Raw genomic sequence first — 25822 nt, forward strand, 5'->3', positions numbered from 1 at the left:
GCGAACACCCTATTAAAAAGCGCTATCATTTTGCTCTTTTTTTGGGGGCTTTTTTTAAGGAGTGTTATAATTAAAAATAGGATGTGGATTAAGTGAATGCCAAAGATTTATCAATGCGCCTGCAAAGGGCAGCAGAATACGTGCCTCAAGGAGCGCGACTAGCAGATATCGGGTCGGATCATGCCTATTTACCGGTAGCGTTGATGCTACAAAATAGAATCTCGTATGGAATCGCTGGTGAAGTGGTCAAAGGTCCTTTTGAATCTGCTAAACGTCAAGTGGCCAAAAATGGTTTAGTGGATAAAATCGATGTTCGCTTAGCGGATGGACTAGAAGCAATCACGTTAGCTGATGATATCTCCGCGGTTACTATTTGTGGTATGGGTGGCGTTTTGATTAGAGATATTTTACAACGAGGAAAAGAACAAACACGTTTGTCTGGTAATGAGCGTTTGATTTTACAGCCAAATGTTGGCGAACGACAATTACGTGGATGGCTGGTTCAAGAAGGATATACGATTATTGCTGAGTCAATCCTTGAAGAAAATCAAAAAGTTTACGAAATCATCGTCGCTGAAAAAAAGGATGAAACAACAGCCTATTCAGCAAAAGAGGTATTCTTTGGTCCGCACTTATTACAAGAACAAAATAAGATTTTTATTGAAAAATGGCAGCACAAATTGATCAAGAGTGAAAAAATACTAGCAAGTTTAAAACGCAGTGATCAAGATGTTGCTGATAAAATCAAAGAAGTAGAACAAGAAATCACGTGGATTCAGGAGGTAATTGCCAGTGCAAGGGATTGAATTTATTCAACGTTTTAATGAATATTGTCCAGAGTGGCTAGCAGAAGAAGGCGATCCGGTTGGATTACACATCGGAACATTGAACAAACGCGTTGATCGAATCATGATGAGTTTGGATGTTCGTCCGGCGGTTGTTGCTGAAGCGATCGAAAAAAAGATTGATTTACTGATAGTAAAACATCCCCCAATTTTCCGGTCCATTGATCGTTTAATTACAGATGATGTCCAAACAAATATGTATGCAGAGCTGATTAAACACGATATCGCAGTTTATGCAGCACATACGAATATGGATATTATCGATAATGGGTTGAACGACTGGTTTTGTGAACGTTTAACTGTTAAAGATACAACTTATCTTATTCCAACACATACAGTAAAGATGAAAAAGTTAGCTGTCCATATACCGCAAACAGCAGCAAAAAAAATGCGAGAAGTATTGTCAGCAGCAGGAGCAGGGGAGCAAGATAATTATCACGCTACGTCGTTTACTGTTAATGGAACAGGACGTTTTACTCCTGAAGCCGCTGCGAATCCGACGATTGGTTCAGTGAATGTTCCAGAGCAGGTCCAAGAAAGTAAAATCGAAGTGATTTTTCCGGAAACTAAAGAAAAACAAATCCTCACAGCAATGCTTGCAGCACATCCATATGAAGAACCGGCTTATGATGTTTATACATTAGATAATTTGGCTCAAACTTATGGCATTGGGCGTGTTGGTGAATTAGATCAAGCATTGACGACAGAAGAATTTATCCAAAAAGTCAAAACTACATTTGATTTGGCTGGTTTACGAGTCGTTTATCCGCATAAAGAAAAAACAACCATTAAACGGGTCGCAATCTGTGGTGGCAGTGGGGAGAAATTCTATCGCAATGCCTTGTCTGCTGGAGCAGATGTGTATATCACGGGAGATGTTTATTATCATACGGCTCATGACATGCAAGAAACTGGTATGTTAGTGATTGATCCCGGCCATTATATTGAGTCGTTGTGTAAAGAAAAAATGGTGGAACTATTTGAACAATGGAAAAATGAAGCAGATTGGAACGTTGATTTCTTTACTTCTGAAACAGTGACCAATCCGTTCTCATTTAAATAAACAGCATTAAAGGAGAGAGAAAAATGTACGAAAATTTATTACCGCGTTTTTTACGCTACGTGAAGACAGAAACTCAATCAGATGCAACAAGTACGACCACACCATCAACACAAACACAGGTTGCTTTTGCGCATGAATTGATGAAAGAATTAGAAGAAATCGGAATGAGCCATATTTCTTATAATGAAAAAAATGGTTATGTCATTGCAACGCTACCAAGTAACTTAGATAAAGAAGCGCGGACGATCGGTTTTATCTCTCACATGGATACAGCTGATTTCAATGCTAAAGATGTTAACCCTCAAATCGTTGAAAATTACGATGGCAAATCAACGATCAAATTAGACGCTGATGGAAAATATACATTAAATACAAAAGATTTTCCTAATTTAAAAAATTATTCTGGCCAAACATTGATCACAACAGATGGCTCAACATTGTTAGGGTCTGATGATAAATCTGGGATCGCTGAAATTATGACAGCAATGGAGTATTTAATTAATCATCCAGAAATCAAACATGGCGAAGTCCGTATTGGTTTTGGACCCGATGAAGAAATCGGAATTGGCGCGGATAAATTTGATGTCAACGAATTCAACACCGATTTTGCCTATACAATGGATGGTGGACCAATCGGTGAATTGCAATACGAAACATTTAGTGCTGCTCAAGCAGAAATTACGATGTATGGGAAGAACGTTCACCCAGGTACAGCTAAAAATACAATGATCAATGCTTTACAAATGGCGATTGATTTCCATAATCAACTACCAGAAGCAGATCGACCTGAAAAAACTGAAGGACGTGAAGGATTTTTCCATTTATTAGCTTTAAACGGGAATGTAGAAGAAGCGAAAATGACGTACATCATTCGTGACCATGATCGTGACAAGTTCGAAGAACGTAAACAAATTATCACAGATCTTCAAGCAAAAATGAATAGCCAATTCGATCAAGAACGTGTTGAAATCAACATGTATGATCAATATTATAATATGGGTGAAATCATTGAAAAAGATATGAGTGTGATTGAATTAGCGAAAGGTGCAATGGAAGAAGTTGGTATCAAACCATTAATCGAACCAATTCGTGGTGGTACAGATGGCTCTAAGATTTCGTTTATGGGGATTCCAACACCAAACATTTTTGCTGGTGCGGAAAATATGCATGGACGTTTCGAATTTGTTTCATTACAAACTATGGAAAAAGCAGTCGATGTGATTGTAAAAATTGTTGAGAACAACGGAAAATAGTCTTTTGGGAAAAGTGCTGAGGAAACTTAGCGCTTTTTCTTTTTTTGCGGCGAGCCGTGTGTTAGGCTAGAGTAATAAATGAAAAATGAGGGAAATCAATGAATTTATCAGTCAGTCGTAAACTGATTTTAAATATTGGCTTATTTGTGGTCATGATCGGGATTATCATTTTTGTGATCCGTGATTCACTAGGGGATATATTTAGTGAATTAGCAAAGACATCCTTGCCAGTATTGATAGGGGTGACAGTATTAGGATTAGCTAGCCAAATAATTGAAGGGTATTCGATTAAATCAATCGCCGGGAAATATAATCCTGAATTTACAATTAGAGATGGTTTTTTTGCTTCTGCCTATTCAACGTTTTATCGTGTTGTGACATTTGGAACAGGCTCGATTGTTGCAGAAGTGATTTATTATCATAAAAAGGGCTTAAAGTTTTCTGAAGGAACCGGAACCAGTGCCTTGCGAATGATCACTTATAAAATTGCATTGATCGTTTGGTCATTATTCTTTCTTTTTGTTAAAAGTAATGCTATCCAAGCGCAAATTGCTAACGGAATTATTTGGGTGATCGCAGGAATTGCCGTCACGATTTTAATTATTTCCGCCTTGTTGATTTTGAGTTTAAATATCAATGCGCAAGTTTTTTTTGTTCTTATCTGTAATCGTTTTTTTAAAAAGCAAAAATTACGTGAGATGGTCGATCGGTTGAATGAACAAATTTATTCACTGCGAGAAGCAATTCAGACCTTTATCCGTGACCGAAAGGCAGTTGTGCGCGTTTTTTGTTCAAATATGGCGAAATTAGCTGTCTGGTATATTATTCCGTTCTTTATTCTAGTCCATGACCATCCTCAAATTGATTTGTTATTGACGGTCGCGTTGATTAGTTTTTCAGTCATCATTGGTGGTGTTTTACCAGCGCCAGGGGGGATCGGTGGTTTTGAATTTGTCTATGTTTTATTGTTCCGTCATGTTATAGGGAAAGTCGATGCGGTCTCTTCATTATTATTGTATCGTTACGCTACCTATTTGATGCCGTTTTTGATTGGAATGGTTTATGTTTTTATCACCAAGCAACGTGAAATTAAACATGAAATCAAAGCTGTAAAAAAAGAAAGCTAGCAAGTGCTAGCTTTCTTTTTTTAATAGTGAATGACTAATTTGCCGATCATTTCGTTTGATTCAACAATTTGATGGCCTTGATAAAAGATTTCAGGTGAAAAGCCAGGAATTATTTTGGTTAAGGTGCTTTGAATTTTCTTTTCTTGAAGCAGTTCAACGAGAAATTCTAAAATCTCCCCTTGGGAGGCTACATTGAAATCATGATCTGTTTTTGAAAACATATATTCCCAATCGAAACTGCCAGATTTATCTTTTAATTTTGCCATATTTAAATCTTTGGTTGCGCCGACAATGGAACCGAGATGGCCAAAGGGTTCTAGTAAATCACACATCTCATCAAAATAGTAATCTGTAGAATGCAAAATCAAAATGTAAGGCAAGTTCGTATACCCTAGTTTTGCTAATTGTTTTGTCAAATCTTTATGATGATCAATGACGTGGTCGGCACCCATTTTTTCGGACCAAGCTTTACTTTCATTACGAGAAGCGGTAGTGATTACGGTTAACCCAGCCCATTTAGCTAATTGAGTAGCTACTGAACCAACCCCACCAGCGCCATTGATGATTAAAAGTGTGCCTTTATTTTCTCTTTCTTTGGGAATTAAATTCATTTTTTCAAAAAGCATTTCATAAGCGGTAATAAATGTTAACGGTAATGCTGCAGCGCTGTCAGTAGAAAGATCACTTGGTAATTTTGCAGTGATTCGTGAATCTACCACTTGCTGTTCGCTGTAACTACCATAACGTGTTGTTGTGCCAGCGAAAAAAATCCGATCACCAACTTGTAATTTTTCAACGTCGCTACCAATTTGAGTGACGATACCGACACTATCAAAACCTAATACATGTGGTTGGGCAGTTCCTTTGCCACTTTGCCTAAGTTTAGTATCTACGGGATTAATAGAGGTAGCTAGATTTTTTACGACTACATCAAATTTATTTAATTTAGGAAGCATTACTTCATATGTTTCGAAATGGTTTCCATTCGACAATTGGAATCCTTTTTCAAAGCCGATCACACGAGAAATCATTGAATCACTCTCTTTCTAGTAATGCAAGAATTGTAGCATTATTTTGTTTTTCTTCCCAACAATAAACATTAGTAATTGATGAGTATATCTTTTGACCTTTACTGACCAAAGATATATAATAGATCTTGTAAACAATTAATAATGTCGGAGGTATGTTTATGAATATCGAAAAAATGACGACGACTTTACAAGAAACTATTGCTGAAGCCCAGCAAATAGCAGTAACTAGACACCACCAAGAAATTGACATTGCCCATGTATGGAAGATTTTTTTACAACCAAATCATTTTGGAAGAAATTTTTATACAGATGCCGGCCTTGATGTTGATCGATTTGAACAGGAAGTAGATCATCTGTTAGATGAATACCCGACAGTCAGTGGTGGAAATGTTCAATACGGACAAAATTTAAGTCAAAATTTATTTAATCTGTTAAATGAAGCAGATGTCTTAAGAGAAAAATTTCAAGACGACTTTTTGTCAACAGAGATCGTCATCTTAGCGCTAATGAAACTAAAGAATTATCCTTTAACGAAGTATTTGAATCAACAAGGAATCAATGAAAAAGAGATTCAAAAAAATATTGAAGAGATGCGAGGAGGAGATCGTGTGACTTCGCAAAATCAAGAAGAAACATATAAAGCATTAGAAAAATATGGGGTTGATTTAGTTCAACAAGTCAAAAATGGAAAACAAGATCCAATTATAGGTCGTGATGAAGAAATTCGAGACGTTATTCGGATTCTTTCTCGGAAAACCAAAAATAATCCGGTATTGATCGGTGAACCTGGTGTGGGTAAAACAGCGATTGTTGAGGGATTAGCGCAACGGATCGTGCGTAAAGATGTCCCAGAAAATTTAAAAGATAAAACAGTCTTTTCATTGGATATGGGTTCGTTGATCGCCGGAGCAAAATTCCGGGGTGAATTTGAAGAACGATTGAAAGCCGTTTTGAAGGAAGTCAAAAAATCTGATGGGCGAATTTTATTGTTTATCGATGAAATCCATAATATCGTAGGAGCTGGTAAAACAGAAGGTAGTATGGATGCTGGAAATCTATTAAAACCAATGTTGGCCCGTGGGGAATTGCATTTGATCGGGGCAACGACATTAGATGAGTACCGTCAATACATGGAAAAAGATAAAGCCTTAGAACGTCGTTTCCAAAAAGTATTAGTCAAGGAACCAACCGTCGAAGATACGATCAGTATTTTGCGGGGACTAAAAGAACGTTTTGAAATCCATCATGGGGTAAACATCCATGATAATGCCTTAGTAGCGGCTGCAACATTATCAGATCGCTATATTACCGATCGTTTCTTACCCGACAAAGCGATTGATTTAATCGATGAAGCTAGTGCTAGCATTCGTGTCGAAATGAATTCTATGCCGACGGAACTTGATCAAGTAACGCGTCGTTTGATGCAATTAGAAATCGAAGAGGCAGCGTTGAAAAAAGAAAGTGACGATGCCAGCAAGAAACGCTTGGAAAACTTACAAGAAGAATTAGCTAACCTTCGGGAAGAAGCGAATGCGATGAAACTTCAATGGGAGACAGAAAAAGAAGAAGTCAATGAAGTTTCAAATAAACGAGCTGAGATCGATCAAGCAAAGCACGAGTTAGAAGATGCGGAAAACAATTATGATTTAGAACGAGCAGCTGTTCTTCGCCATGGGACGATTCCAAAATTGGAGCAAGAATTGACTGCATTGGAAGAAAAAAATAAACAAAATGATATCAGAATGGTCCAAGAATCTGTGACAGAAAATGAAATCGCACAAGTCGTGGGACGTTTAACAGGTATTCCTGTAACCAAATTAGTTGAAGGCGAACGTGAAAAACTATTAAGTTTAAATCGCACATTGCATAAACGTGTTATCGGACAAGACGAAGCAGTCGATGCTGTTAGTGATGCGGTTCTTCGCTCTCGTGCGGGCTTACAAGATCCAAATCGACCACTAGGATCATTTCTATTCTTAGGGCCAACTGGGGTCGGTAAAACGGAATTAGCAAAAGCTCTAGCTGAAAATTTATTCGATTCAGAAGACCATATGGTTCGAATTGATATGAGCGAATACATGGAAAAACATTCTGTGTCTCGATTAGTCGGAGCGCCTCCAGGTTATGTTGGCTATGAAGAGGGCGGACAATTAACAGAAGCAGTTCGCCGTAATCCATATACGATCATTTTGCTAGACGAAATTGAAAAAGCACATCCTGATGTTTTTAATATTTTGTTGCAAGTCTTAGATGATGGTCGTTTGACAGATTCTAAAGGCCGCTTAGTTGATTTTAAAAATACTGTTTTGATTATGACTAGTAATATCGGTTCTCAAGTTTTACTGGATGGTGTGACTGAAGAAGGGACTATTCCAGAAACGACAAAAGAACAAGTATTGAGTTTGTTAAGAGGTCATTTCAAGCCAGAATTTTTAAATCGGATTGATGACACGATTTTATTCACGCCATTGAGTTTAGAAAATGTTAAAGAAATCGTTGAAAAAATTATCCAAGGTCTTTCTCGTCGTTTAGAAGAGCAAGAAATACAATTAGTTATTACTGAAGATGCGAAGAGTTGGATTGCGGAACAAGCTTATGAACCACAGTACGGAGCTCGGCCATTGAAAAGGTTTATTACACGAGAAGTAGAGACACCACTAGCGAAAGAAATCATCGCAGGCAGAGTATTGCCAAAAACAAAAGTTTCAATCGAATTATTAGATGATCAACTTGTTTTTCAAAATCAAATAATGGATGCATAATTTAATTATGTAAACACAAAATACGAGAACTTTCATAGATGAAAGTTCTCGTATTTTTTATAATAATTCAAAAGTTTATTAATTTCACAAAAAGCAAGACATTAAAAAAAATAAATAACAACATTCTCGTTACGTATATTACGAATGAATGACAAATTAGTGAATTTACAGTGATTAAATTGTTTGTAACTCGTTCTTAGCTTATACTTTAAAAGGAACTAAATGAAGAGCTTAGTTGAGGATTCCTGGAGGTATACTATATAATGAACCAATTTAAATCACGCATAGAAAAATATAACTATATGAAGCAACAACAAAAAGAACAACGCATGAAAGTTGCGAAAAGAACGGTGCCATTATTAGGTACAGCTATGATCCTTTCGCCAGTAGCAATCAGCATGAATACGGTAAAAGTAAGTGCTGCAGAAACAGCTCAAACACAAAATCAATCAGCCTTCATCGAACAGTTAGGTGCTTCTGCGATGCAAGTATCTTCTTCCAATGATTTGTATGCGTCAATCATGGTGGCACAAGCTTTAGTTGAAACTGGTTTTGGTTCTTCACAATTATCAAGTGCTCCTTATTATAATTTATTTGGAGTAAAAGAATATAGTGGTGGCCCATCTGTGACGATGAGCACGCAAGAGTATTTAAATGGACAATGGGTAACGATGAATGAACCATTCGCTGTTTATAATAGTTATGCGGAATCTTTCCAAGCACATGCGACGTTATTAACGGGTAATTATTATGCCGGTGCAAGAAAAAGTCATACCAATAGTTATCAAGACGCAGCCGTTTATCTAACGGGTCGTTATGCAACCGATCCAAGTTATGCTAGCAAATTGATTTCATTGATTCAAACATATAATTTAACGCGGTTTGATACGCCAGGAGCTGGAACAGCAGTTCAAACGACGTCAACGCAAACGACGACAACCACGACGACAACGTCAACGACCACAGCAACACAATCAAGTGGCCAAACATATACAGTACAATCAGGGGATTCTATCTGGGGAATTGCTGAACAGTTTGGAGTAAGTGTGGATCAGTTGATGGCTGATAATGGTTGGTCTTCAGACTCTGTCACAATTATGCCAGGCGATACTATTTCAATTTAGTAAAAAAAGACGTGAATATATTTCTCGTCTTTTTTTGTAGTCCAATTTATTGATCAATAAGAGTAGGCTTAATAAATAAAAATTAAATTAAGATGAGCTGACATCGTTTACAAAGAGGCTAAATTCTCGTAAAATTTTCATTTATTCGTTACTATAAACTTATATATGGTAAGGAATGGAGCGAATAATATGACAAAAATTTATAATTCTATTTTAGATACAATCGGTGAAACACCTATCATCAAATTGAAAAACTTTGGGAATGATGATGGCGCGCAAATCTATGTTAAGTTAGAGTCATTTAATCCTGGTGGAAGCCTAAAAGATCGAATCGCTTTGAGTATGATTGAAGAGGCAGAAAAAACGGGTAAATTGAAACCAGGTATGGCGATTGTTGAACCTACTTCAGGAAATACAGGAATTGGTCTAGCCATGGTAGGAGCTGCTAAAGGTTATCCTGTAACTTTGGTGATGCCTGAAACAATGAGTGTTGAACGTCGAAAATTGATGCAAGCTTATGGAGCTGAACTTGTTTTGACCCCGGGACCAGATGGTATGAAGGGTGCAATCGCTAAAGCGAAAGAACTTGCAGCAGCAAATGATTGGTTCATACCAGCGCAATTTGATAATCCTGCCAATCCTAAAGTTCATGAACAAACAACGGCAAGAGAAATTGTGAATGCGTTTGAAAAAAATGGATTGGATGCTTTTGTTGCTGGTGTAGGCACAGGGGGCACGATCACTGGTGTAGGAAATGAATTAAAAAGAATGTATTCAGAGGTAAAAATCTATGCGGTTGAACCGGAGGAATCACCAGTATTAGAAGGTGGCCAACCAGGTCCGCATAAAATCCAAGGAATTGGTGCGGGATTTGTACCAAGTATCTTAAATAGTGAAATCTACGATGAAGTGTTACCGGTAAATGCAACCGATGCGATGGAAACGGCTAGAGAAATAGCCAAAAAAGAAGGGATCCTAGTGGGAATTTCTTCTGGTGCAGCATTGTTTGCTGGGATTGAAATTGCTAAAAAAATGTCTTCAAACCAGAAAGTATTGGTTTTATTACCAGATAATGGGGAACGTTATTTATCAACAGAGTTGTTTCAATTCAACCAATAAACACATGAAAGCTATTAATTTTTGAATCTGTCTAGTAATTCCCCCCGAATAATAGTATCATTTTAAAAGATAATATAAACAGGAGGGGCTTGTATGGTAAATGAGGCAGTTGATCAGTCCGTCAAAGAATTAAAAGCCGGAGGAATCCGGATTACGCCACAGAGATATGCCATTTTAGAATATTTGATCAATTATCGTAGTCATCCAACAGCTGATGAAATTTTCCGCTCATTAGAAAGTCGTTTTCCTAATATGAGTGTAGCAACTGTCTATAATAATTTGAGAAAATTCGTAGAGATCGGCATTGTGCAAGAAATGAACTACGGAGATGCAGCAAGTCGTTTTGATTTTACCAAGCGGCGTCATTATCACGCGATATGTACAGAATGTGGAAAGATTGTTGATTTCTTTTATCCGGGATTAGAAGATGTAGAAATGGCTTCAAGTAAATTAACGGGTTATGAAGTTAATAATCATCGTTTAGAGGTTTATGGACTTTGTCCCGAGTGTCAAAAAAAAGCTGAGGAATGATTCCTCGGCTTTTTTTGTTTTTTAGTTATGATGAATAACGAAGATTTGATTAGAAAAATAATAAAGTGCAAAAAGCTGGTACATCAACAAAAACAGAGCGTTTTCATTTATTATGAGAAATAATGAGCTTTGGCTTATGAGAGATATCACACAAAAATCTGATAACGATTGCAATTTTATTTATTTCTAAAACTATTTAAAGAGAATTAAAAAAATTAAAATGATAAAATTTTAATCTTCAAAACTTTAAAATAAAGCATTCTTCGTCTTTTTAGTTTGAAATAAATGAATAGTGAAAGGAATTGTATGAGAGATTAATAACACTTAAACATCAATTATTGCTTAAAAAAGTGATTGTGATATATTAAACATGTTCCCAAGAGAACTTCGATAATAATATAAAATATATTAGGAGTGATTTACCGTGAAAATTGGCGTAATTAAAGATCCAAAACAAGGTGAGGCACGCGTAGGCATGACACCTGAAAATGTAAAAATTTTAGTTGAAGCAGGAAATGAAGTACTAGTTGACGATAACGCTGGTGCAGGTTCTGGTTTCCCTAATGAACAATATGTTGAAGCTGGCGGTAAAATCGTAGATACAGATACAGCGTGGACTGCTGATTTAATCGTTAAAGTTAAAGAACCTATGGAAAGTGAATATCACTATTTCAAAAAAGGTCAAATTATTTGGGGCTTCTTACATTTAGCAGCGAATAAAGCTTGTGTTGAGAAAATGATGGAAGTAGGCGTAACTGCTTTATCTGGCGAAAATATCTCAATCAACGGCGTTCTTGAATTATTAAAACCTATGAGTGCGATCGCTGGTCGTCGTGCCGTTAACTTAGGTCAATACTATATTGAAAAACAACATGGCGGCGAAGGAATCTTACTTCCAGGTATCGAAGGTGTTGAAGCTGGAACGGTAGTTATCTTAGGCGGCGGTAACGCAGCTGAAAATTCAGCAGATATGGCCGTTGGTATCGGTTGTCACGTAATCATCCTTGAAGTAAACGAAAATCGTATCAAACAATTACAAGAACGTTATAAAGATCATAACGTTGACGTAATTGTTTCAAATACTGAAAACTTAGAAGAAAAAATTAAAGAAGCAGATGTATTTATTTCAACTGTCTTGATTCCAGGAGCTAAACCACCAAAATTAGTCAAAGAATACATGGTAGAATCAATGAAACCAGGTTCAGTTATCGTGGATATCGCGATTGACCAAGGTGGTACAGTTGAAACAATCGACAAACCAACAAACCATGCTGATCCAGTATTTACTAAACATGGTGTTATCCATTACGCTGTTCCAAATATGCCAGGTGCAACACCAAGAACAGCAACAATTGCTTTGGCAAAAGGCAATATTTCATTCCTTAAAGACGTAAGTGTTAAAGGTCTAGACGAAGCGTTAAAATCTGACGAATCATTAGTATCAGGTTTAAGTGTTTACAATGGTAAAGTTGTTTCTAAAGCATTAGCAGATTCAATTGATGTTCCTTATACTGAAGTGGGAGATGTTCTGTAATGGCAGATGTATTTACAAAATTACCTGTAACAATTGAAGATATCCATGAAGCGAAAAACGTAGTAAAACAATACGGACGTGTAACACCATTGATCCAATCAATGTTCTTGACTGCTAAAACTGGCGGACAAGTTTTCTTAAAACTAGAAAACATGCAATTAACTGGTTCGTTCAAATTCCGTGGAGCGTTTAATAAAATTGCTCATTTAACACAAGCTGAAAAGGACAAAGGAGTTATTGCAGTATCTGCAGGAAATCATGCGCAGGGAGTTGCTTTGACTTCTAGATTATTAGGAATCGAAAGTACAATTGTAATGCCAGAAACTGCTCCAAAAGCTAAAGTTGAAGCAACAGAAGGTTACGGTTCAAAAGTTATCCTTCATGGTTCAGGCTTTGATGATGCAAAAGCTTATTGTGAAAAAATCGTTGAAGAAACTGGCGTGACTTATATTCCTCCTTATGATGATGAATGTGTAATGGCTGGACAAGGAACGATCGGTTTAGAAATTCTAGATTCTATCTGGGATGTTGACACAGTTATCGTACCTGTCGGCGGTGGCGGATTGATTGCTGGGATCGCTGTTGCAATGAAAACATTTAATCCGAATATCAATATTATTGGTGTTCAAGCGGATAATATCCATGGGATGACAGCATCATTTCGTGAAGGTAAAAAAGTCGGCTATAAAGTTGGAGCAACGATCGCTGATGGCTGTGCAGTAGAATTCCCAGGAAACCTAACGTTTGAAGTAGTTGAAGGTTTAGTCGATGATATGGTTACCGTATCTGAAGAAGAAATCGAATTAGCGATGAAAGACTTGATTCAACGTACAAAAATCGTTGTTGAAGGTGCTGGCGCTTTAGCAACTGCGGCGATTCTTTCTGGTAAAGTTGACCAATACGTAAATGGTAAAAAAGTAGTTGCTGTCGTATCAGGCGGTAATGTAGACTTGAAACGTATCACAGATGTAATTGGACACTTCTCTGTAGCGAACGAATTAAAATAATTCTATCCAAAAAGAAGTAACGGAATTTCCGTTACTTCTTTTTTATGCATCATAATCTTTTTTGAATAGATAGATACCACTAATGATCGAAACTAATAAAGCTAATAATACAACCGCAATCGAACCAATTTCTGAATGTCGCCACCATAATCCACCAGTATTAATGCCCCAGAGACTAAAAATCAAGGTTGGCATAGCCAGCAGTAATGATGCTGTATTCAAAAATTTCATTAATTGATTCAAGCGATTATCCATCATGCTATTGATCAATCCACTAATTGAACCGAGCATCTCTCGATAAATCTGCACCGAAACAGTTGCTTGTTTGGTTTGTAATTCGATCTGGATAGCTAAATCACGGTCAGATGCCACTAATTTAGAGTCTAATAAGCGATTGATCGTTTTAGATTGTTCGTTTAATAGATTATCTATATAAACGAGTTTCTTTTCTGTATGAGTGGTTTTCTCCAAAACATCTCGATTGGATCGTTTAGAAGCTACATCGCTGATGCTTTCAATGATTTCACGCTGTTGTCGAAGAAAGATGAGATAGTGTTCATTAATTGTTTCTAGCATATATAAAATCAGTGCAGCTTTAGTAAAAATCTCCGTTTGGTATTTTTGTAAAACTTCTTGGACCAAGGGTTGATCAGCCACGGTAATTAAAACATCAGGAGTCAAAAAAACGGTAATAGTAGAAGGGGTCAGTTCAGGATCATCCATTGATTGGATATTCACAAACATCATTAAAGAAAATATTTTTTCATTTTTGGCTTGGTATTTTTTAAAATATGAAACATTGAAATATTTTTCTCCCAGAACAAAGAAGTCTTTAGGGAGGTCATAGGTTTTATGGAGTTGGTCTTTTTCTAAATCGTTCGGGTCAGTCACGACGATCCAATTTCCTTGTTGCTTACTTTTTTGAACGCCCTCAGTTGAAATTGTATAATGATCAAGCAAAGAAATCTCTCCTTTTTTATAAGGTAACGTTACCTAGCTTGCGTTAGCTAAGTGTGCGAAGTTGCTGCCAAGCAGATAGATTAACAGTAAATTTATCATCTCAAATAATGTTCGGATTGCCAATTAATTTGACTGATATAGGAAGATAAAAAATAGCGAAAACGCTTAAAAAGTGAGAAAAAGATATATTTTACTTAGGATTCTTCTCATTTAAAATGATTCTAGTTTACAGCAGAAAAGTATCTGCTATAATAAAATTTATATTTCGAAACTTCAATGAAAATTTCATTGAAACTAAACTTATATATCGTCATGATATGGATGACAGTTTCTACCTTGTGCCGTAAACGCAAGACTATAAGTAAAAATTGTACGGTTACGTATCTTTTTTGCTTTGCAGATGAGGTGCGTTTTTTGTATTTCAAAAAACGACAAGAGAAGGAGAACGAAAAAAATGAAAGAATTAACAGATCGCATCAAAGAAAATGGCCGGGTTTTAGGCGAAGGTGTCTTAAAAGTCGATGAGTTCATCACGCACCAAGTTGACCCTGAATTGATGGATGCAATGGGTAAACGTTTGGCTGAAGTATTTGCGGAAAAGAAAATCACGAAAGTCGTAACGATCGAAGCGTCAGGAATCGCTCCGGCAGTATACGCTGCACAAGCATTGAAAGTACCGATGATTTTTGCACGTAAATCAAAAAGTTTAACGATGGATGAAGAACTATTATCTGCCTCTGTTTACTCTTTTACCAAACAAGTAACCAGTACGATTTCTATTTCTCGTAAATTTTTATCTGCAGATGATAATGTCTTGCTAGTTGATGACTTTTTAGCAAACGGCCAAGCTGCTAAAGGATTGATTGAACTATGCCAACAAGCTGGTGCAGATGTTGCTGGGATTGGAATCTTGATTGAAAAATCTTTCCAAGATGGTCGTCAATTAATTGAAGATATGGAGATTCCAGTTGTTTCTTTAGCGAGAATTGCTTCCTTGAGTGATGGTCAAGTAACTTTCTTAGAGGAGGACGCATAGCGTGACAAGCAAAACGGAAAATGGAAAATCGGCAGTATTAGGATTGCAACATCTTTTAGCGATGTATGCTGGAGCAGTGGCAGTACCACTTTTGATTGGTGCTGGTTTAGGATTTAATGAAACGCAAATGACGTACTTGATTTCAATCGATATTTTTATGTGCGGGATTGCGACGTTACTGCAGTTAACTGTCAATAAATTTTTCGGAATTGGCTTACCGGTTGTTTTAGGTTGTGCTATTCAGGCAGTGGCGCCACTGATTTTGATTGGTCAAACGCATGGAGTAGGGACTGTTTATGGATCAATCATTGCTGCAGGTGTCTTTATCGTTTTGATTTCAGGATTCTTTTCTAAAGTCGAAAAGTTATTTCCTTCGATCGTAACAGGTACGGTCATCACAACGATTGGTTTAACGTTGGTTCCAGTTGCCGTAACCAAAATGGGTGGTGGAGATGCTACAAGTAAATCTTTTGGCGATCCAAAGAATCTGTTGCTTGCTTTGGTGACAGTTATCTTAATTTTAGCAATCCAAGTTTTTGGACGTGGGTTCATCCGCTCGATTGCAGTACTTGTAGGCTTAGTAGGTGGAACGATCCTGGCAGCTCTTTTAGGGAAAGTTGATTTATCCGCTATTGGTCATGCCCCGATGTTCCACGTACCACAACCTTTTTATTTTGGAACACCTAAATTTGAACCATTTTCAATTTTATTGATGATTATTATTTCGATTGTTAGCATGGTCGAGTCTACGGGCGTTTATTTTGCTTTGGGTGATGTCGTTGGAAAAGAAATCAAAGAAGATGATTTGAAACGTGGATATCGCGCTGAAGGATTAGCGGTAATCCTAGGTGGTCTCTTCAATACATTCCCTTATACAGGCTTCTCACAAAATGTGGGCTTAGTTCAGTTATCAGGGATTAAAACGAGACGACCGATTTATTTCTCAGCCTTTTTTCTGATTATTTTAGGATTATTACCTAAAATTGGTGCGTTAGCACAAGTGATCCCAGAATCTGTTCTGGGCGGTGGGATGTTAGTAATGTTCGGAATGGTCGCTGTTCAAGGAATGAAGATGTTATCAAAAGTTGATTTCGATGATGAAAGAAACTTATTGATCATTGCAATTTCTATAGGATTAGGATTAGGCTTTAATTCCGTACCGACATTGTTTGCTAAGCTTCCTGAAACAGTTCAGATGTTTGCAAGTAATGGAATCGTAATGAGCAGCTTGTCAGCGATCATTTTGAATTTAATTTTCCATGGATATAATAGAAAGACTAAATAAAAGGATGCGGGAGACCGCATTCTTTTATTTGTTTCTATAAAAAAACGAACATTAAAACATTTTTAACGTTTATTATTCGAATAATTCTTTGACTTGCAATCTTTCCCTTGATAGAATGAAACTGATAAATGAAAGGAGCTGCTTATGAATCCTGAAGTTGCAGTAATCATGGGAAGTACATCTGATTGGGAAACAATGAAATTTGCTTGTCAAAGTCTTGATGAATTAGCAATAAACTATGAAAAAAGAGTGATTTCTGCCCATCGCACACCGGACTTAATGTTCGACTTTTCTGAAAAAGCACGAACTCGCGGGGTCAAAGTAATTATTGCTGGTGCAGGCGGAGCTGCTCATTTACCTGGGATGGTCGCCGCTAAAACGACATTACCCGTTATTGGTGTTCCCGTTCAATCTAGCACATTGAATGGCTTAGATTCATTATTATCAATTGTACAGATGCCTGGTGGTATACCGGTTGCAACCACTGCAATCGGAAAAGCTGGCGCAACTAACGCAGGACTACTTGCGGCGCAGATGCTTTCAATGTATGATAAAAATATAGCTTTACGTTTAGAAAAAAAACGACAGCAAATGACAGAAACTGTATTGGAAAGTAGTGAACAACTTGGCTAAATCTTTACAACCCGGCTCTACAATTGGAATCGTAGGCGGAGGACAACTAGGCCGTATGATGGCTATTAGTGCAAAACAAATGGGGTTTCGCACCGGTGTATTGGATCCAACGGAAGATTGTCCGGCTGCACAAGTTTCAGATTGGCATATCGTTGCCGATTATGATGATCAAATGGCATTAGAAGAAATGGCTCGTCGATCACAAGTGATTACTTATGAGTTTGAAAATGTAGATGTTGATACAATTAATCAAATCCAACATTTTGCGAATGTACCTCAAGGAACGGATCTATTGGCAATTAGTCAAGATCGCTTGCTAGAAAAATCATTTTTAGAAAATAATAATATCGTGATCGCTCCTTATGCTACGATCATTAGTCCGACGGATATTCAAGATGCTATCGAAGGTATCGGGTATCCCTGTGTATTGAAGACCACTCGCGGTGGTTACGACGGCCATGGACAATATGTATTGAAAAGCACTGCTGATTTAGCATCATCGATGAATCTATTACGTCAAGGGACCTGTGTGCTTGAAGCGTGGATTCCATTTGAAAAAGAATTGTCTGTTCAAGTAGCAGGAAATAATATTGGTGATTATGTGACATTCCCCGTAGTGGAAAATGTTCATCGTAATAATATTTTGCACGAAACAATTGCGCCAGCTGGGGTAAATCCAGAAGTAGCAAAAGAAGCAAGTCGGATTGCTAAAGTCATTGCCGAAAGTGTTGAATTAGTTGGAACTCTGTGTGTAGAATTCTTTTTGACTAAATCAGGCGCACTTTATGTAAATGAAATCGCACCACGCCCCCATAATTCGGGACATTATACGATTGAGGCATGTTCGATGAATCAATTTGAAGCCCATATCCGTGGTATTTGTGGCTGGCCATTAAGTGAGCCAAAATTGCTATCGAGTGCAGTGATGATCAATGTTTTAGGAGAAAATCTTTTGAAAACCTACGAATTGATTGATTTATGGCCTGATTGGCATTTTCATTACTATGGAAAAGCAATGCCTAAAAAAGGACGTAAGATGGGGCACATCACAATCTTGACCGAAAGTACTCAACGAACATTGGACGATATCAAAAAAACGGAAACTTGGGATTAAGTGTTTTCGCTGAATTAACTATTTGGATGTTTAAAGAATCAAAAGTAAGCTGTGAAAAATTAAGGATCTCAGGGGTTCTTTTATCTTTTATAAAAAGGGGATTGTCATGTTAACGCGATATACAAGAGCAGAAATGGGAAATATTTGGAGTGACGAAAATCGTTATAAAGCTTGGTTAGAAGTTGAAATTTTAGCGGATGAAGCTTGGGCAGAGTTAGGTGAAATACCTAAAGAAGACGTAGAGAGAATTCGTGCGAATGCAGGCTTTGATATTGATCGCATTTTAGAAATCGAACAATCAACGAGACATGACGTTGTGGCCTTTACTCGTGCTGTTTCTGAAACGCTGGGCGAGGAACGCAAATGGGTCCATTATGGATTGACTAGTACGGATGTAGTGGATACAGCCTATGGTTATCTTTATAAACAAGCAAATGATATTTTACGCCAAGATCTACAAGAATTTTTGACAATCATTGGTGAAAAAGCCAAAGAACATAAGTATACGGTGATGATGGGGCGGACACATGGTGTTCATGCAGAGCCGACAACGTTTGGATTAAAATTAGCGACTTGGTACTCAGAGATGAAACGAAATATCGAACGTTTTGAACATGCGGCAAAAGGGGTAGAAGCTGGAAAAATCTCAGGAGCTGTAGGGACATTTGCTAATATACCACCGTTTGTTGAAGAATATGTTTGTGAAAAATTAGGTATTCGTCCGCAAGAGATTTCTACTCAAGTGTTACCACGAGATCTGCACGCAGAATATTTCTCAAGCTTAGCGTTGATCGCAACATCGATTGAACGTTTTGCAACAGAAATCCGAGGCTTACAAAAGTCTGAAACGAGAGAAGTAGAAGAGTTTTTTGCAAAAGGTCAAAAAGGTTCATCGGCAATGCCTCATAAACGTAATCCAATCGGTTCAGAAAATATGACAGGTCTAGCTCGAGTAGTTCGCGGGCATTTGATTACCGCCTTTGAAGATGTTGCCTTGTGGCATGAACGAGATATTTCTCACTCATCTGCTGAGCGAATCATTACTCCAGACACTACGATATTAGTTGACTATATGCTTCATCGCTTTGGAAATATTGTTAAAAATTTGACTGTTTTCCCTGAAAATATGAAGCGTAATATGCAAGCGACTTATGGTTTGATTTATAGTCAACGTGTGATGTTGAAATTGATCGATAAGGGAATGACGCGTGAAGAAGCCTATGATTTGGTTCAACCAAAGACTGCCTATGCCTGGGATCATCAAAAACAATTCCGACCGCTATTAGAAGAAGATGAAAAAATTACCACAGTTTTAACTGACTCAGAATTGGATGATGCATTTGACTACAACTATCATTTGAAAAACGTAGATGCAATTTTTGATCGTATTGGAATCAAATAAAAAGAAAAAACTCTTGCCAGCGGCAAGAGTTTTTTTGTTAGGCATATGAGAAAGTATTTTCGCAAAATTGTTGGTTTAATTGAACGAGAAGTTCATCAATCAAATGATAATCATAAAGCTCATTATTAATCAGTACTTCAATACGATAAGAATTTTTTAGAAAAGTAGAATCTTTGAACTGTTTGATCACTAATTTTTCATCACGCTCGTTGACAAAAAGCACTGATTGCATTTCTTGGGATTTTTTTGACCGAAAAATCTTTTTTAAGTTTCGATAAGAATAAAAACTAGTATTGCAGTTCAAACAATGTGTAGCATCTAAACCTATCAAAGTGTTAAATAACTGTTGTTGATCACGTTTACTCATAGAACTAAGATATTTATGAGCTGTTAAAGATGCATCTGGCATAAGCAATTCCTCCGTTAAATTCTTTCGAGATAAATATAACACCAATTCAAATAATTGTAAACGTTATCTTTTAAAAAGGAAAATAATTTTTTAACTAAACGAAAAAATACGAACATTAAATGTATTTAATGTTAAAAATGTACGATTTTTGTTGAAAAGCTATTTTGAGGTTGTTACACTGAAAATGAAAAGAGCGAATGAGGTATTTTTAGACTTGGATTAGTCAACATTTATTAAAAGGGGCGATAAATTGTGGTAAAAGGGACTTTGTTCTATGAAGGTAAAGCGAAAAAACTTTTTAGAACGAATGATTCAGCAGTTGTATGGGCAGAATACTTGAACCAAGCAACAGCATTAAACGGTGTGAAAAAAGATCAGATAAATGGAAAAGGCGAACTTAACAATCAGATTACAGCATATGTGTTTGACTTTTTAAAAACAAAAGGGATAAACAATCATTTTATCAAAAGAGTATCGTCCACTGAACAATTGATTCAATCTTTAGCAATTATTCCATTGGAAGTAGTTGTTCGGAATGTAGCTGCAGGAAGTTTTTCAAAGCGTTTAGGAATTGCTGAAGGAAAGATCCTCGATCAACCAATTATTGAGTTCTATTACAAAGATGATTCATTAGATGACCCTATGGTGATTGATGCACATATCACGTATTTAGGTTTGGCTTCTGATCAAGAATTAGAGCAATTACGCCAATTAGCCTTAAAAATCAATCAAGCATTAAAAGAATTATTTGATTCTATTGAGATCGTATTGATTGATTTTAAAGTAGAATTTGGACGTCAAAAAGATGGCACTATTTTATTAGCTGATGAAATTTCTCCAGATACATGCCGCTTATGGGATAAAAAAACGAATGAACATTTGGATAAAGATATTTATCGTCGCGACTTAGGTGATATCGTACCGGTTTACCAAGAAGTATTAAATCGATTAGAAAAGCGAGGGAAATAACGATGTATTTTGTAAAAGTTTATGTGACATATAAGGATTCTGTTTTAGATCCTCAAGGAGAAGCTGTCAAGGGCGCTGTTCATCGTTTAGGATTTGAAGAGATCGAAGAAGTACGGATTGGAAAATATTTTGAACTTAAAATAGAAAATAGTCATCGCTCAATTGAAGAAACGGTTGAAGAAATTTGTGACAAATTATTAGCAAACGTCAATATGGAAACCTATCGCTACGAGATAGTCACAATGGAGGAAGTTTGAGATGAAATTTGCTGTGATTGTTTTTCCAGGATCAAATTGTGATTTAGATTTGTATTGGGCAATGAAAGAAGTTATGGGGGTTGAATGTGAGTACGTACGATACGACGAAAATAGTTTGGTGGATTTTGATGGCGTATTATTGCCTGGTGGTTTTTCCTATGGTGATTATTTACGTTGTGGTGCGATCGCACGTTTTGCTCCGATCATGACAGAGGTTATTCGTTTTGCTGAGGAAGGGAAACCAGTTTTTGGTACGTGTAATGGATTTCAGATTTTGACTGAAACAGGTCTTTTGCCAGGCGCGTTGCGAAAAAATGATTCGCTGAAATTTATTAGTAAGAACACACCGATCCGTGTTTTGAATAATCAAACAACATTTACCTCTGAATATGAGACGGATGAAATTATTTATCTTCCAGTTGCGCATGGAGAAGGCAATTATTATTGTGATCAAGCAACTCTTGCTGAGCTAAAAGAAAACAATCAAATTGTTTTTACTTATGAGGGTAAAAATATTAATGGTAGTGTTGAATCTATTGCAGGAATCATTAATAAAGCTGGAAATGTCTTGGGGATGATGCCGCATCCAGAACGAGCGATGGAAGCAATTTTGGGTTCTGAAGATGGAAAGCAATTCTTTGCTTCAATAATAAATAATTTTAGAAAGGTGACTGCAAATCAATGATGAAAGTAGAACCAACTGCTGAAGAAATCAAAGAGCAACGCATATATGCTAGCTGGGGTTTGTCCGATGCCGAATATCAAATGATTTCAGAGGAAATCTTGGGACGTTTGCCAAATTATACAGAGACAGGACTCTTCTCAGTTATGTGGAGTGAACATTGTTCCTATAAAAATTCGAAACCCGTCCTACGAAAGTTTCCAACATCAGGAACTCAAGTATTACAAGGACCAGGTGAAGGGGCTGGTATTATTGATATCGGTGATGGACAGGCAGTTGTTTTCAAAGCAGAAAGCCATAATCATCCATCCGCGGTCGAACCGTATGAAGGTGCAGCTACCGGTGTTGGCGGGATCATTCGTGATATTTTTAGCATGGGTGCACGGCCCATTGCGCTATTGGATTCATTGCGATTTGGAGAATTAAATACTTCTCGAACAAAATATTTATTAGAAGAAATCGTCGCAGGAATCAGTGGTTATGGAAATTGTATTGGTATTCCGACGGTTGGGGGAGAAGTAGCTTTTGATGCTTGTTACGAAGGCAATCCTTTAGTGAATGCAATGTGTGTTGGGTTGATTGATCATAAAGACATCCAAAAAGGGCAGGCTAAAGGTGTAGGTAATTCAATCATGTATGTCGGGGCGAAAACAGGACGCGACGGGATTCATGGAGCTACATTTGCTTCGGAAGAATTTGTAGAAGGAGAAGAACAACAGCGTTCCGCAGTCCAAGTAGGTGACCCATTTATGGAGAAATTATTATTGGAAGCGTGCTTAGAATTGATTTTGGAACATTCGGATCTTTTAGTGGGTATTCAAGACATGGGCGCAGCAGGACTTGTTTCTTCTAGTTCAGAAATGGCTTCAAAAGCCGGTACAGGTCTAAAGCTATATCTGGATGACGTACCACAACGTGAGACTGGTATGACACCTTATGAAATGATGCTTTCTGAATCACAGGAACGGATGCTGATTTGTGTAGAAAAAGGACATGAAGCAGAAGTCATCGAATTATTTGATCGGTATGAATTAGATGCTGTAACAATCGGAAAAGTAACAGATGATGGATTGTATCGTTTGTATCATCAAGGCATAGAGGTTGCCAATCTTCCCGTGGATGCCTTAGCGGAGGATGCACCAGTTTACGAAAATGCACGTCAAGTTCCTATTCGTATAAAAGAATTTGCAGAAATGGAAAAATTTATTCCAGAGGTTGAAAATGCGACAGAAACGCTATTAGCATTATTAAAACAGCCAACGATTGCTTCGAAAAAAATGATTTATGAAACCTATGATTCACAAGTACGCACAAATACTGTCGTTCGTCCTGGTAGTGATGCAGCCGTTCTACGCGTTCGCGGAACAAAAAAAGCTTTAGCGATGACAACAGATTGCAATGCTCGCTATTTATACTTGAATCCTGAGATTGGGGGACAAATAGCAGTTGCTGAAGCAGCACGTAATATCGTTGCCTCAGGTGGGAGACCTTTAGCAATCACAGATTGTTTGAATTATGGCTCGCCTGAAAAGCCAGAAGGATTTTGGGAATTATGGACTTCTGCTGATGGTATAGCTGAAGCTTGTCGTACATTTGATACACCCGTAATATCAGGAAATGTGTCGATGTACAACGAAACCAATGGCAAAGCAATTTATCCTACACCCATGATCGGCATGGTTGGTTTAATTGAAGACTTAGCTCATATTACAACTCAAGGATTCAAACAAGCGGGTGACTTGATCTATGTAATCGGAAAAACAGAAGCAGATTTTCATGGTAGTGAAATTCAAAAAATGCAAAAAAATAAAATTGAAGGCTCATTAATGGACTTTGATCTTAAAACAGAGAAATATCATCAAGACTTAGTTCTTTCCGCCATCAAAGCGGGCTTAGTTGCAAGTGCTCATGATTGCTCAGAAGGGGGATTGGCAATTGCGTTAGCCGAAGCGGCTTTCACTAACGAGCTTGGAATAGAAGTATCGTTAGCAATGCCGCCTGAACATCTTTTTGCTGAGACTCAGTCCCGCTTTGTGATATCTATTAGACCAGATAATCAATCAATTTTTGAACATTTGATGGGCAATGGTGCGCAACAAGTAGGTAAAGTAACCGATTCAAAAATATTGAAAATCATCGCTGAAGGACAAACGATTGAAGTAGAAACGGTGCAGGCAAAGGAAGTTTGGGAGGAAGCCATTCCATGTTTAATGAAGTAAAAAGTTTAAATGAAGAATGTGGAGTCTTCGGAATTTGGGGTCATCAAGATGCTGCAACGGTCACTTATTTTGGCTTACACAGTTTGCAACATCGCGGCCAAGAAGGAGCTGGTATCGTCAGCAATGATCACGGAAAACTAAACGGAACTCGTGGCTTAGGATTACTATCTGAGGTCTTTAAAGATGAACGCCAATTGAGTCATTTAACAGGAAATGCAGCGATTGGCCATGTTCGTTATGCTACTGCTGGTAGCGGTAGTGTTGATAATATTCAGCCCTTTCTTTTTAACTTCTATGATGGTGATTTCGCCTTAGCTCATAATGGCAATTTAACAAATGCTAAAAGTTTAAGGAAAGAATTAGAACAAAGTGGTGCTATTTTTCATTCAAATTCTGATACAGAAATTTTGATGCACCTTATCCGTAGGAGTACCAAGGCTACGTTATGTGAACGGATGAAGGAAGCATTAAATACGGTTAAAGGTGGCTTTGCTTATTTGATGTTAACTGAAAAGTCAATGGTAGCTGCTTTGGATCCAAATGGCTTTCGTCCGTTGTCGATTGGACAAATGGTCAATGGGGCTTATGTCGTTGCATCAGAAACTTGTGCATTAGAAGTAGTAGGAGCCAAATTTATTCAGGACGTTCAACCAGGTGAAATGATTACGATCGCTGATGGGGGATTGACTATTGAATCATTTACATCAAAAACTCAACCAGCCATTTGTTCAATGGAATATATTTACTTTGCACGACCAGACTCGAATATCGCCGGTATCAATGTTCATAGTGCAAGAAAAAAAATGGGGAAAATTTTAGCCCAAGAAGCGCCCGTTGAAGCAGATATGGTAGTAGGTGTTCCGAACTCCTCATTATCAGCAGCAAGTGGTTATGCTGAACAATCCAATATTCCATATGAAATGGGTTTAGTAAAAAATCAATACATTGCCCGTACCTTCATTCAACCAACACAAGAATTGAGAGAACAGGGAGTACGAATGAAGCTATCTGCTGTTCGTGGGGTTGTCGAAGGCAAGCGAGTGATCATGGTGGATGATTCGATTGTTCGAGGAACAACTAGTCGTCGTATCGTGAGTCTTTTAAAAGACGCAGGCGCAAAAGAAGTCCATGTTCGGATTGCATCACCACCATTGAAATACCCTTGCTTTTATGGAATCGATATCCAAACACGCCGGGAATTGATCGCCGCGAATCATTCGATCGATGAAATAAAATCTTTGATTGGTGCAGATTCATTATCTTTTCTAAGTGAAGATGGATTGATCGATGCGATAGGCTTGAATTTTGATGCGCCATACTCGGGTTTATGCATGGCGTATTTCAATGGAGATTATCCTACACCGCTTTATGACTACGAAAAACAATATCAAGCTACATTGGAAGAAAAAGTATCGTTCGTTTAAAAGTTTTTTTGAAAACTATAAAAAGGAGATAGTTCA

23 protein-coding genes and 1 riboswitch are annotated in these 25822 nt (G+C 37.4%); of the genes, 20 read left to right on the plus strand and 3 right to left on the minus strand.

Features of this window, described 5'->3' with window-relative positions; all coding sequences use genetic code 11:
• Positions 1–92 precede the first annotated feature (92 nt).
• The 4 genes from RV04_RS10180 (at position 93) to RV04_RS10195 (ending at position 4288) form a co-directional block, all read left to right on the plus strand.
• Entirely contained in the window at positions 93–806 is a 714-nt protein-coding gene (locus tag RV04_RS10180) for a tRNA (adenine(22)-N(1))-methyltransferase (RefSeq protein ID WP_071858357.1), read from the plus strand.
• Positions 787–1908: a Nif3-like dinuclear metal center hexameric protein gene (locus RV04_RS10185; RefSeq protein WP_071858358.1), complete on the plus strand. Its 1122-nt coding sequence runs from the start codon at positions 787–789 to the stop codon at positions 1906–1908. Before RV04_RS10180 ends, RV04_RS10185 begins: the two co-directional genes overlap by 20 nt.
• 23 nt (positions 1909–1931) lie before the next feature.
• Positions 1932–3161, plus strand: a complete 1230-nt coding sequence (gene pepT / locus RV04_RS10190) for a peptidase T (protein WP_071858359.1) — start codon at positions 1932–1934, stop codon at positions 3159–3161.
• A 98-nt stretch (positions 3162–3259) separates the two neighbouring features.
• On the plus strand, positions 3260–4288 hold the full coding sequence (locus tag RV04_RS10195) for a lysylphosphatidylglycerol synthase transmembrane domain-containing protein (protein ID WP_071858360.1): 1029 nt from the start codon (positions 3260–3262) through the stop codon (positions 4286–4288).
• A 20-nt stretch (positions 4289–4308) separates the two neighbouring features.
• Here RV04_RS10195 and RV04_RS10200 read toward each other — a convergent pair whose 3' ends face one another.
• Positions 4309–5319 carry a zinc-binding alcohol dehydrogenase family protein gene (locus RV04_RS10200; protein WP_071858361.1) on the minus strand — a complete coding sequence of 337 codons (1011 nt, stop codon included), beginning with the start codon at positions 5317–5319 and terminating at the stop codon, positions 4309–4311.
• Between the two features lie 158 nt (positions 5320–5477).
• On the opposite strand from RV04_RS10200, the gene clpB reads away from it, so the two are divergent.
• From clpB to tdcB, 6 genes are all read left to right on the plus strand, one after another.
• Complete coding sequence (gene clpB, locus RV04_RS10205) at positions 5478–8081, plus strand: ATP-dependent chaperone ClpB (protein WP_071858362.1); 2604 nt, start codon at positions 5478–5480, stop codon at positions 8079–8081.
• Between the two features lie 263 nt (positions 8082–8344).
• The gene (locus RV04_RS10210; RefSeq protein ID WP_071858363.1) at positions 8345–9205 is read left to right on the plus strand and encodes a glucosaminidase domain-containing protein; all 861 of its coding nucleotides are present in this window, start codon (positions 8345–8347) and stop codon (positions 9203–9205) included.
• A gap of 189 nt (positions 9206–9394) precedes the next feature.
• Complete coding sequence (cysK, locus tag RV04_RS10215; RefSeq protein WP_071858364.1) at positions 9395–10324, plus strand: cysteine synthase A; 930 nt, start codon at positions 9395–9397, stop codon at positions 10322–10324.
• 93 nt (positions 10325–10417) lie between these two features.
• On the plus strand, positions 10418–10855 hold the full coding sequence (locus RV04_RS10220; RefSeq protein WP_071858365.1) for a Fur family transcriptional regulator: 438 nt from the start codon (positions 10418–10420) through the stop codon (positions 10853–10855).
• Between the two features lie 424 nt (positions 10856–11279).
• Positions 11280–12389: an alanine dehydrogenase gene (gene ald / locus RV04_RS10225; protein WP_071858366.1), complete on the plus strand. Its 1110-nt coding sequence runs from the start codon at positions 11280–11282 to the stop codon at positions 12387–12389.
• Positions 12389–13396, plus strand: a complete 1008-nt coding sequence (tdcB, locus tag RV04_RS10230; RefSeq protein WP_071858367.1) for a bifunctional threonine ammonia-lyase/L-serine ammonia-lyase TdcB — start codon at positions 12389–12391, stop codon at positions 13394–13396. Before ald ends, tdcB begins: the two co-directional genes overlap by 1 nt.
• Before the next feature lie 42 nt (positions 13397–13438).
• Here tdcB and RV04_RS10235 read toward each other — a convergent pair whose 3' ends face one another.
• The gene (locus RV04_RS10235) at positions 13439–14356 is read right to left on the minus strand and encodes a magnesium transporter CorA family protein (RefSeq protein ID WP_071858368.1); all 918 of its coding nucleotides are present in this window, start codon (positions 14354–14356) and stop codon (positions 13439–13441) included.
• 280 nt (positions 14357–14636) lie between these two features.
• Positions 14637–14734: riboswitch (purine riboswitch) on the plus strand.
• Between the two features lie 76 nt (positions 14735–14810).
• Between RV04_RS10235 and RV04_RS10240 the strand changes: the two genes are divergently transcribed.
• From RV04_RS10240 to purB, 5 genes are all read left to right on the plus strand, one after another.
• On the plus strand, positions 14811–15392 hold the full coding sequence (locus RV04_RS10240; protein WP_071858369.1) for a xanthine phosphoribosyltransferase: 582 nt from the start codon (positions 14811–14813) through the stop codon (positions 15390–15392).
• Between the two features lies 1 nt (position 15393).
• Positions 15394–16677, plus strand: coding sequence for a nucleobase:cation symporter-2 family protein (locus RV04_RS10245; protein ID WP_071858370.1), 1284 nt, complete (start codon positions 15394–15396; stop codon positions 16675–16677).
• Between the two features lie 144 nt (positions 16678–16821).
• Positions 16822–17310: a 5-(carboxyamino)imidazole ribonucleotide mutase gene (purE, locus tag RV04_RS10250; RefSeq protein WP_071858371.1), complete on the plus strand. Its 489-nt coding sequence runs from the start codon at positions 16822–16824 to the stop codon at positions 17308–17310.
• On the plus strand, positions 17303–18424 hold the full coding sequence (gene purK, locus RV04_RS10255; RefSeq protein WP_211271195.1) for a 5-(carboxyamino)imidazole ribonucleotide synthase: 1122 nt from the start codon (positions 17303–17305) through the stop codon (positions 18422–18424). The genes purE and purK overlap by 8 nt, the downstream gene beginning before the upstream one ends.
• Before the next feature lie 106 nt (positions 18425–18530).
• Positions 18531–19826, plus strand: a complete 1296-nt coding sequence (gene purB, locus RV04_RS10260; protein ID WP_071858373.1) for an adenylosuccinate lyase — start codon at positions 18531–18533, stop codon at positions 19824–19826.
• Between the two features lie 37 nt (positions 19827–19863).
• Here purB and RV04_RS10265 read toward each other — a convergent pair whose 3' ends face one another.
• Positions 19864–20235: a hypothetical protein gene (locus tag RV04_RS10265; protein ID WP_071858374.1), complete on the minus strand. Its 372-nt coding sequence runs from the start codon at positions 20233–20235 to the stop codon at positions 19864–19866.
• 252 nt (positions 20236–20487) lie between these two features.
• Here RV04_RS10265 and purC point away from each other — a divergent pair, with 252 nt between their 5' ends.
• Genes purC through purF form a run of 5 tightly spaced genes read left to right on the plus strand, consistent with a single transcriptional unit; the run spans position 20488 to position 25786 of the window.
• On the plus strand, positions 20488–21204 hold the full coding sequence (gene purC, locus RV04_RS10270) for a phosphoribosylaminoimidazolesuccinocarboxamide synthase (RefSeq protein WP_071858375.1): 717 nt from the start codon (positions 20488–20490) through the stop codon (positions 21202–21204).
• 2 nt (positions 21205–21206) lie between these two features.
• Positions 21207–21461 (plus strand): phosphoribosylformylglycinamidine synthase subunit PurS, encoded by a 255-nt coding sequence (gene purS / locus RV04_RS10275; RefSeq protein ID WP_071858376.1) that lies wholly within the window; start codon positions 21207–21209, stop codon positions 21459–21461.
• Position 21462: 1 nt separating this feature from the next.
• Positions 21463–22146, plus strand: a complete 684-nt coding sequence (purQ, locus tag RV04_RS10280; RefSeq protein ID WP_071858377.1) for a phosphoribosylformylglycinamidine synthase subunit PurQ — start codon at positions 21463–21465, stop codon at positions 22144–22146.
• Positions 22143–24362, plus strand: coding sequence for a phosphoribosylformylglycinamidine synthase subunit PurL (gene purL, locus RV04_RS10285; RefSeq protein WP_071858378.1), 2220 nt, complete (start codon positions 22143–22145; stop codon positions 24360–24362). Before purQ ends, purL begins: the two co-directional genes overlap by 4 nt.
• Positions 24347–25786 carry an amidophosphoribosyltransferase gene (gene purF / locus RV04_RS10290; protein WP_071858379.1) on the plus strand — a complete coding sequence of 480 codons (1440 nt, stop codon included), beginning with the start codon at positions 24347–24349 and terminating at the stop codon, positions 25784–25786. The genes purL and purF overlap by 16 nt, the downstream gene beginning before the upstream one ends.
• Positions 25787–25822: the final 36 nt, after the last annotated feature.

It is taken from the genome of Enterococcus hermanniensis (genome assembly GCF_001885945.1).
Lineage (GTDB): Bacteria > Bacillota > Bacilli > Lactobacillales > Enterococcaceae > Enterococcus_A > Enterococcus_A hermanniensis.

Bases quoted from the DNA above. Each gene is read 5' to 3' on its own strand.
- pepT (WP_071858359.1), top strand. From the start codon at position 1,932: ATGTACGAAAATTTATTACCGCGTTTTTTACGCTACGTGAAGACAGAA.
- RV04_RS10195 (WP_071858360.1), top strand. From the start codon at position 3,260: ATGAATTTATCAGTCAGTCGTAAACTGATTTTAAATATTGGCTTATTT.
- RV04_RS10200 (WP_071858361.1), bottom strand. From the start codon at position 5,319: ATGATTTCTCGTGTGATCGGCTTTGAAAAAGGATTCCAATTGTCGAAT.
- clpB (WP_071858362.1), top strand. From the start codon at position 5,478: ATGAATATCGAAAAAATGACGACGACTTTACAAGAAACTATTGCTGAA.
- RV04_RS10210 (WP_071858363.1), top strand. From the start codon at position 8,345: ATGAACCAATTTAAATCACGCATAGAAAAATATAACTATATGAAGCAA.
- cysK (WP_071858364.1), top strand. From the start codon at position 9,395: ATGACAAAAATTTATAATTCTATTTTAGATACAATCGGTGAAACACCT.
- RV04_RS10220 (WP_071858365.1), top strand. From the start codon at position 10,418: ATGGTAAATGAGGCAGTTGATCAGTCCGTCAAAGAATTAAAAGCCGGA.
- tdcB (WP_071858367.1), top strand. From the start codon at position 12,389: ATGGCAGATGTATTTACAAAATTACCTGTAACAATTGAAGATATCCAT.
- RV04_RS10240 (WP_071858369.1), top strand. From the start codon at position 14,811: ATGAAAGAATTAACAGATCGCATCAAAGAAAATGGCCGGGTTTTAGGC.
- purE (WP_071858371.1), top strand. From the start codon at position 16,822: ATGAATCCTGAAGTTGCAGTAATCATGGGAAGTACATCTGATTGGGAA.
- purB (WP_071858373.1), top strand. From the start codon at position 18,531: ATGTTAACGCGATATACAAGAGCAGAAATGGGAAATATTTGGAGTGAC.
- RV04_RS10265 (WP_071858374.1), bottom strand. From the start codon at position 20,235: ATGCCAGATGCATCTTTAACAGCTCATAAATATCTTAGTTCTATGAGT.
- purS (WP_071858376.1), top strand. From the start codon at position 21,207: ATGTATTTTGTAAAAGTTTATGTGACATATAAGGATTCTGTTTTAGAT.
- purQ (WP_071858377.1), top strand. From the start codon at position 21,463: ATGAAATTTGCTGTGATTGTTTTTCCAGGATCAAATTGTGATTTAGAT.
- purL (WP_071858378.1), top strand. From the start codon at position 22,143: ATGATGAAAGTAGAACCAACTGCTGAAGAAATCAAAGAGCAACGCATA.
- purF (WP_071858379.1), top strand. From the start codon at position 24,347: ATGTTTAATGAAGTAAAAAGTTTAAATGAAGAATGTGGAGTCTTCGGA.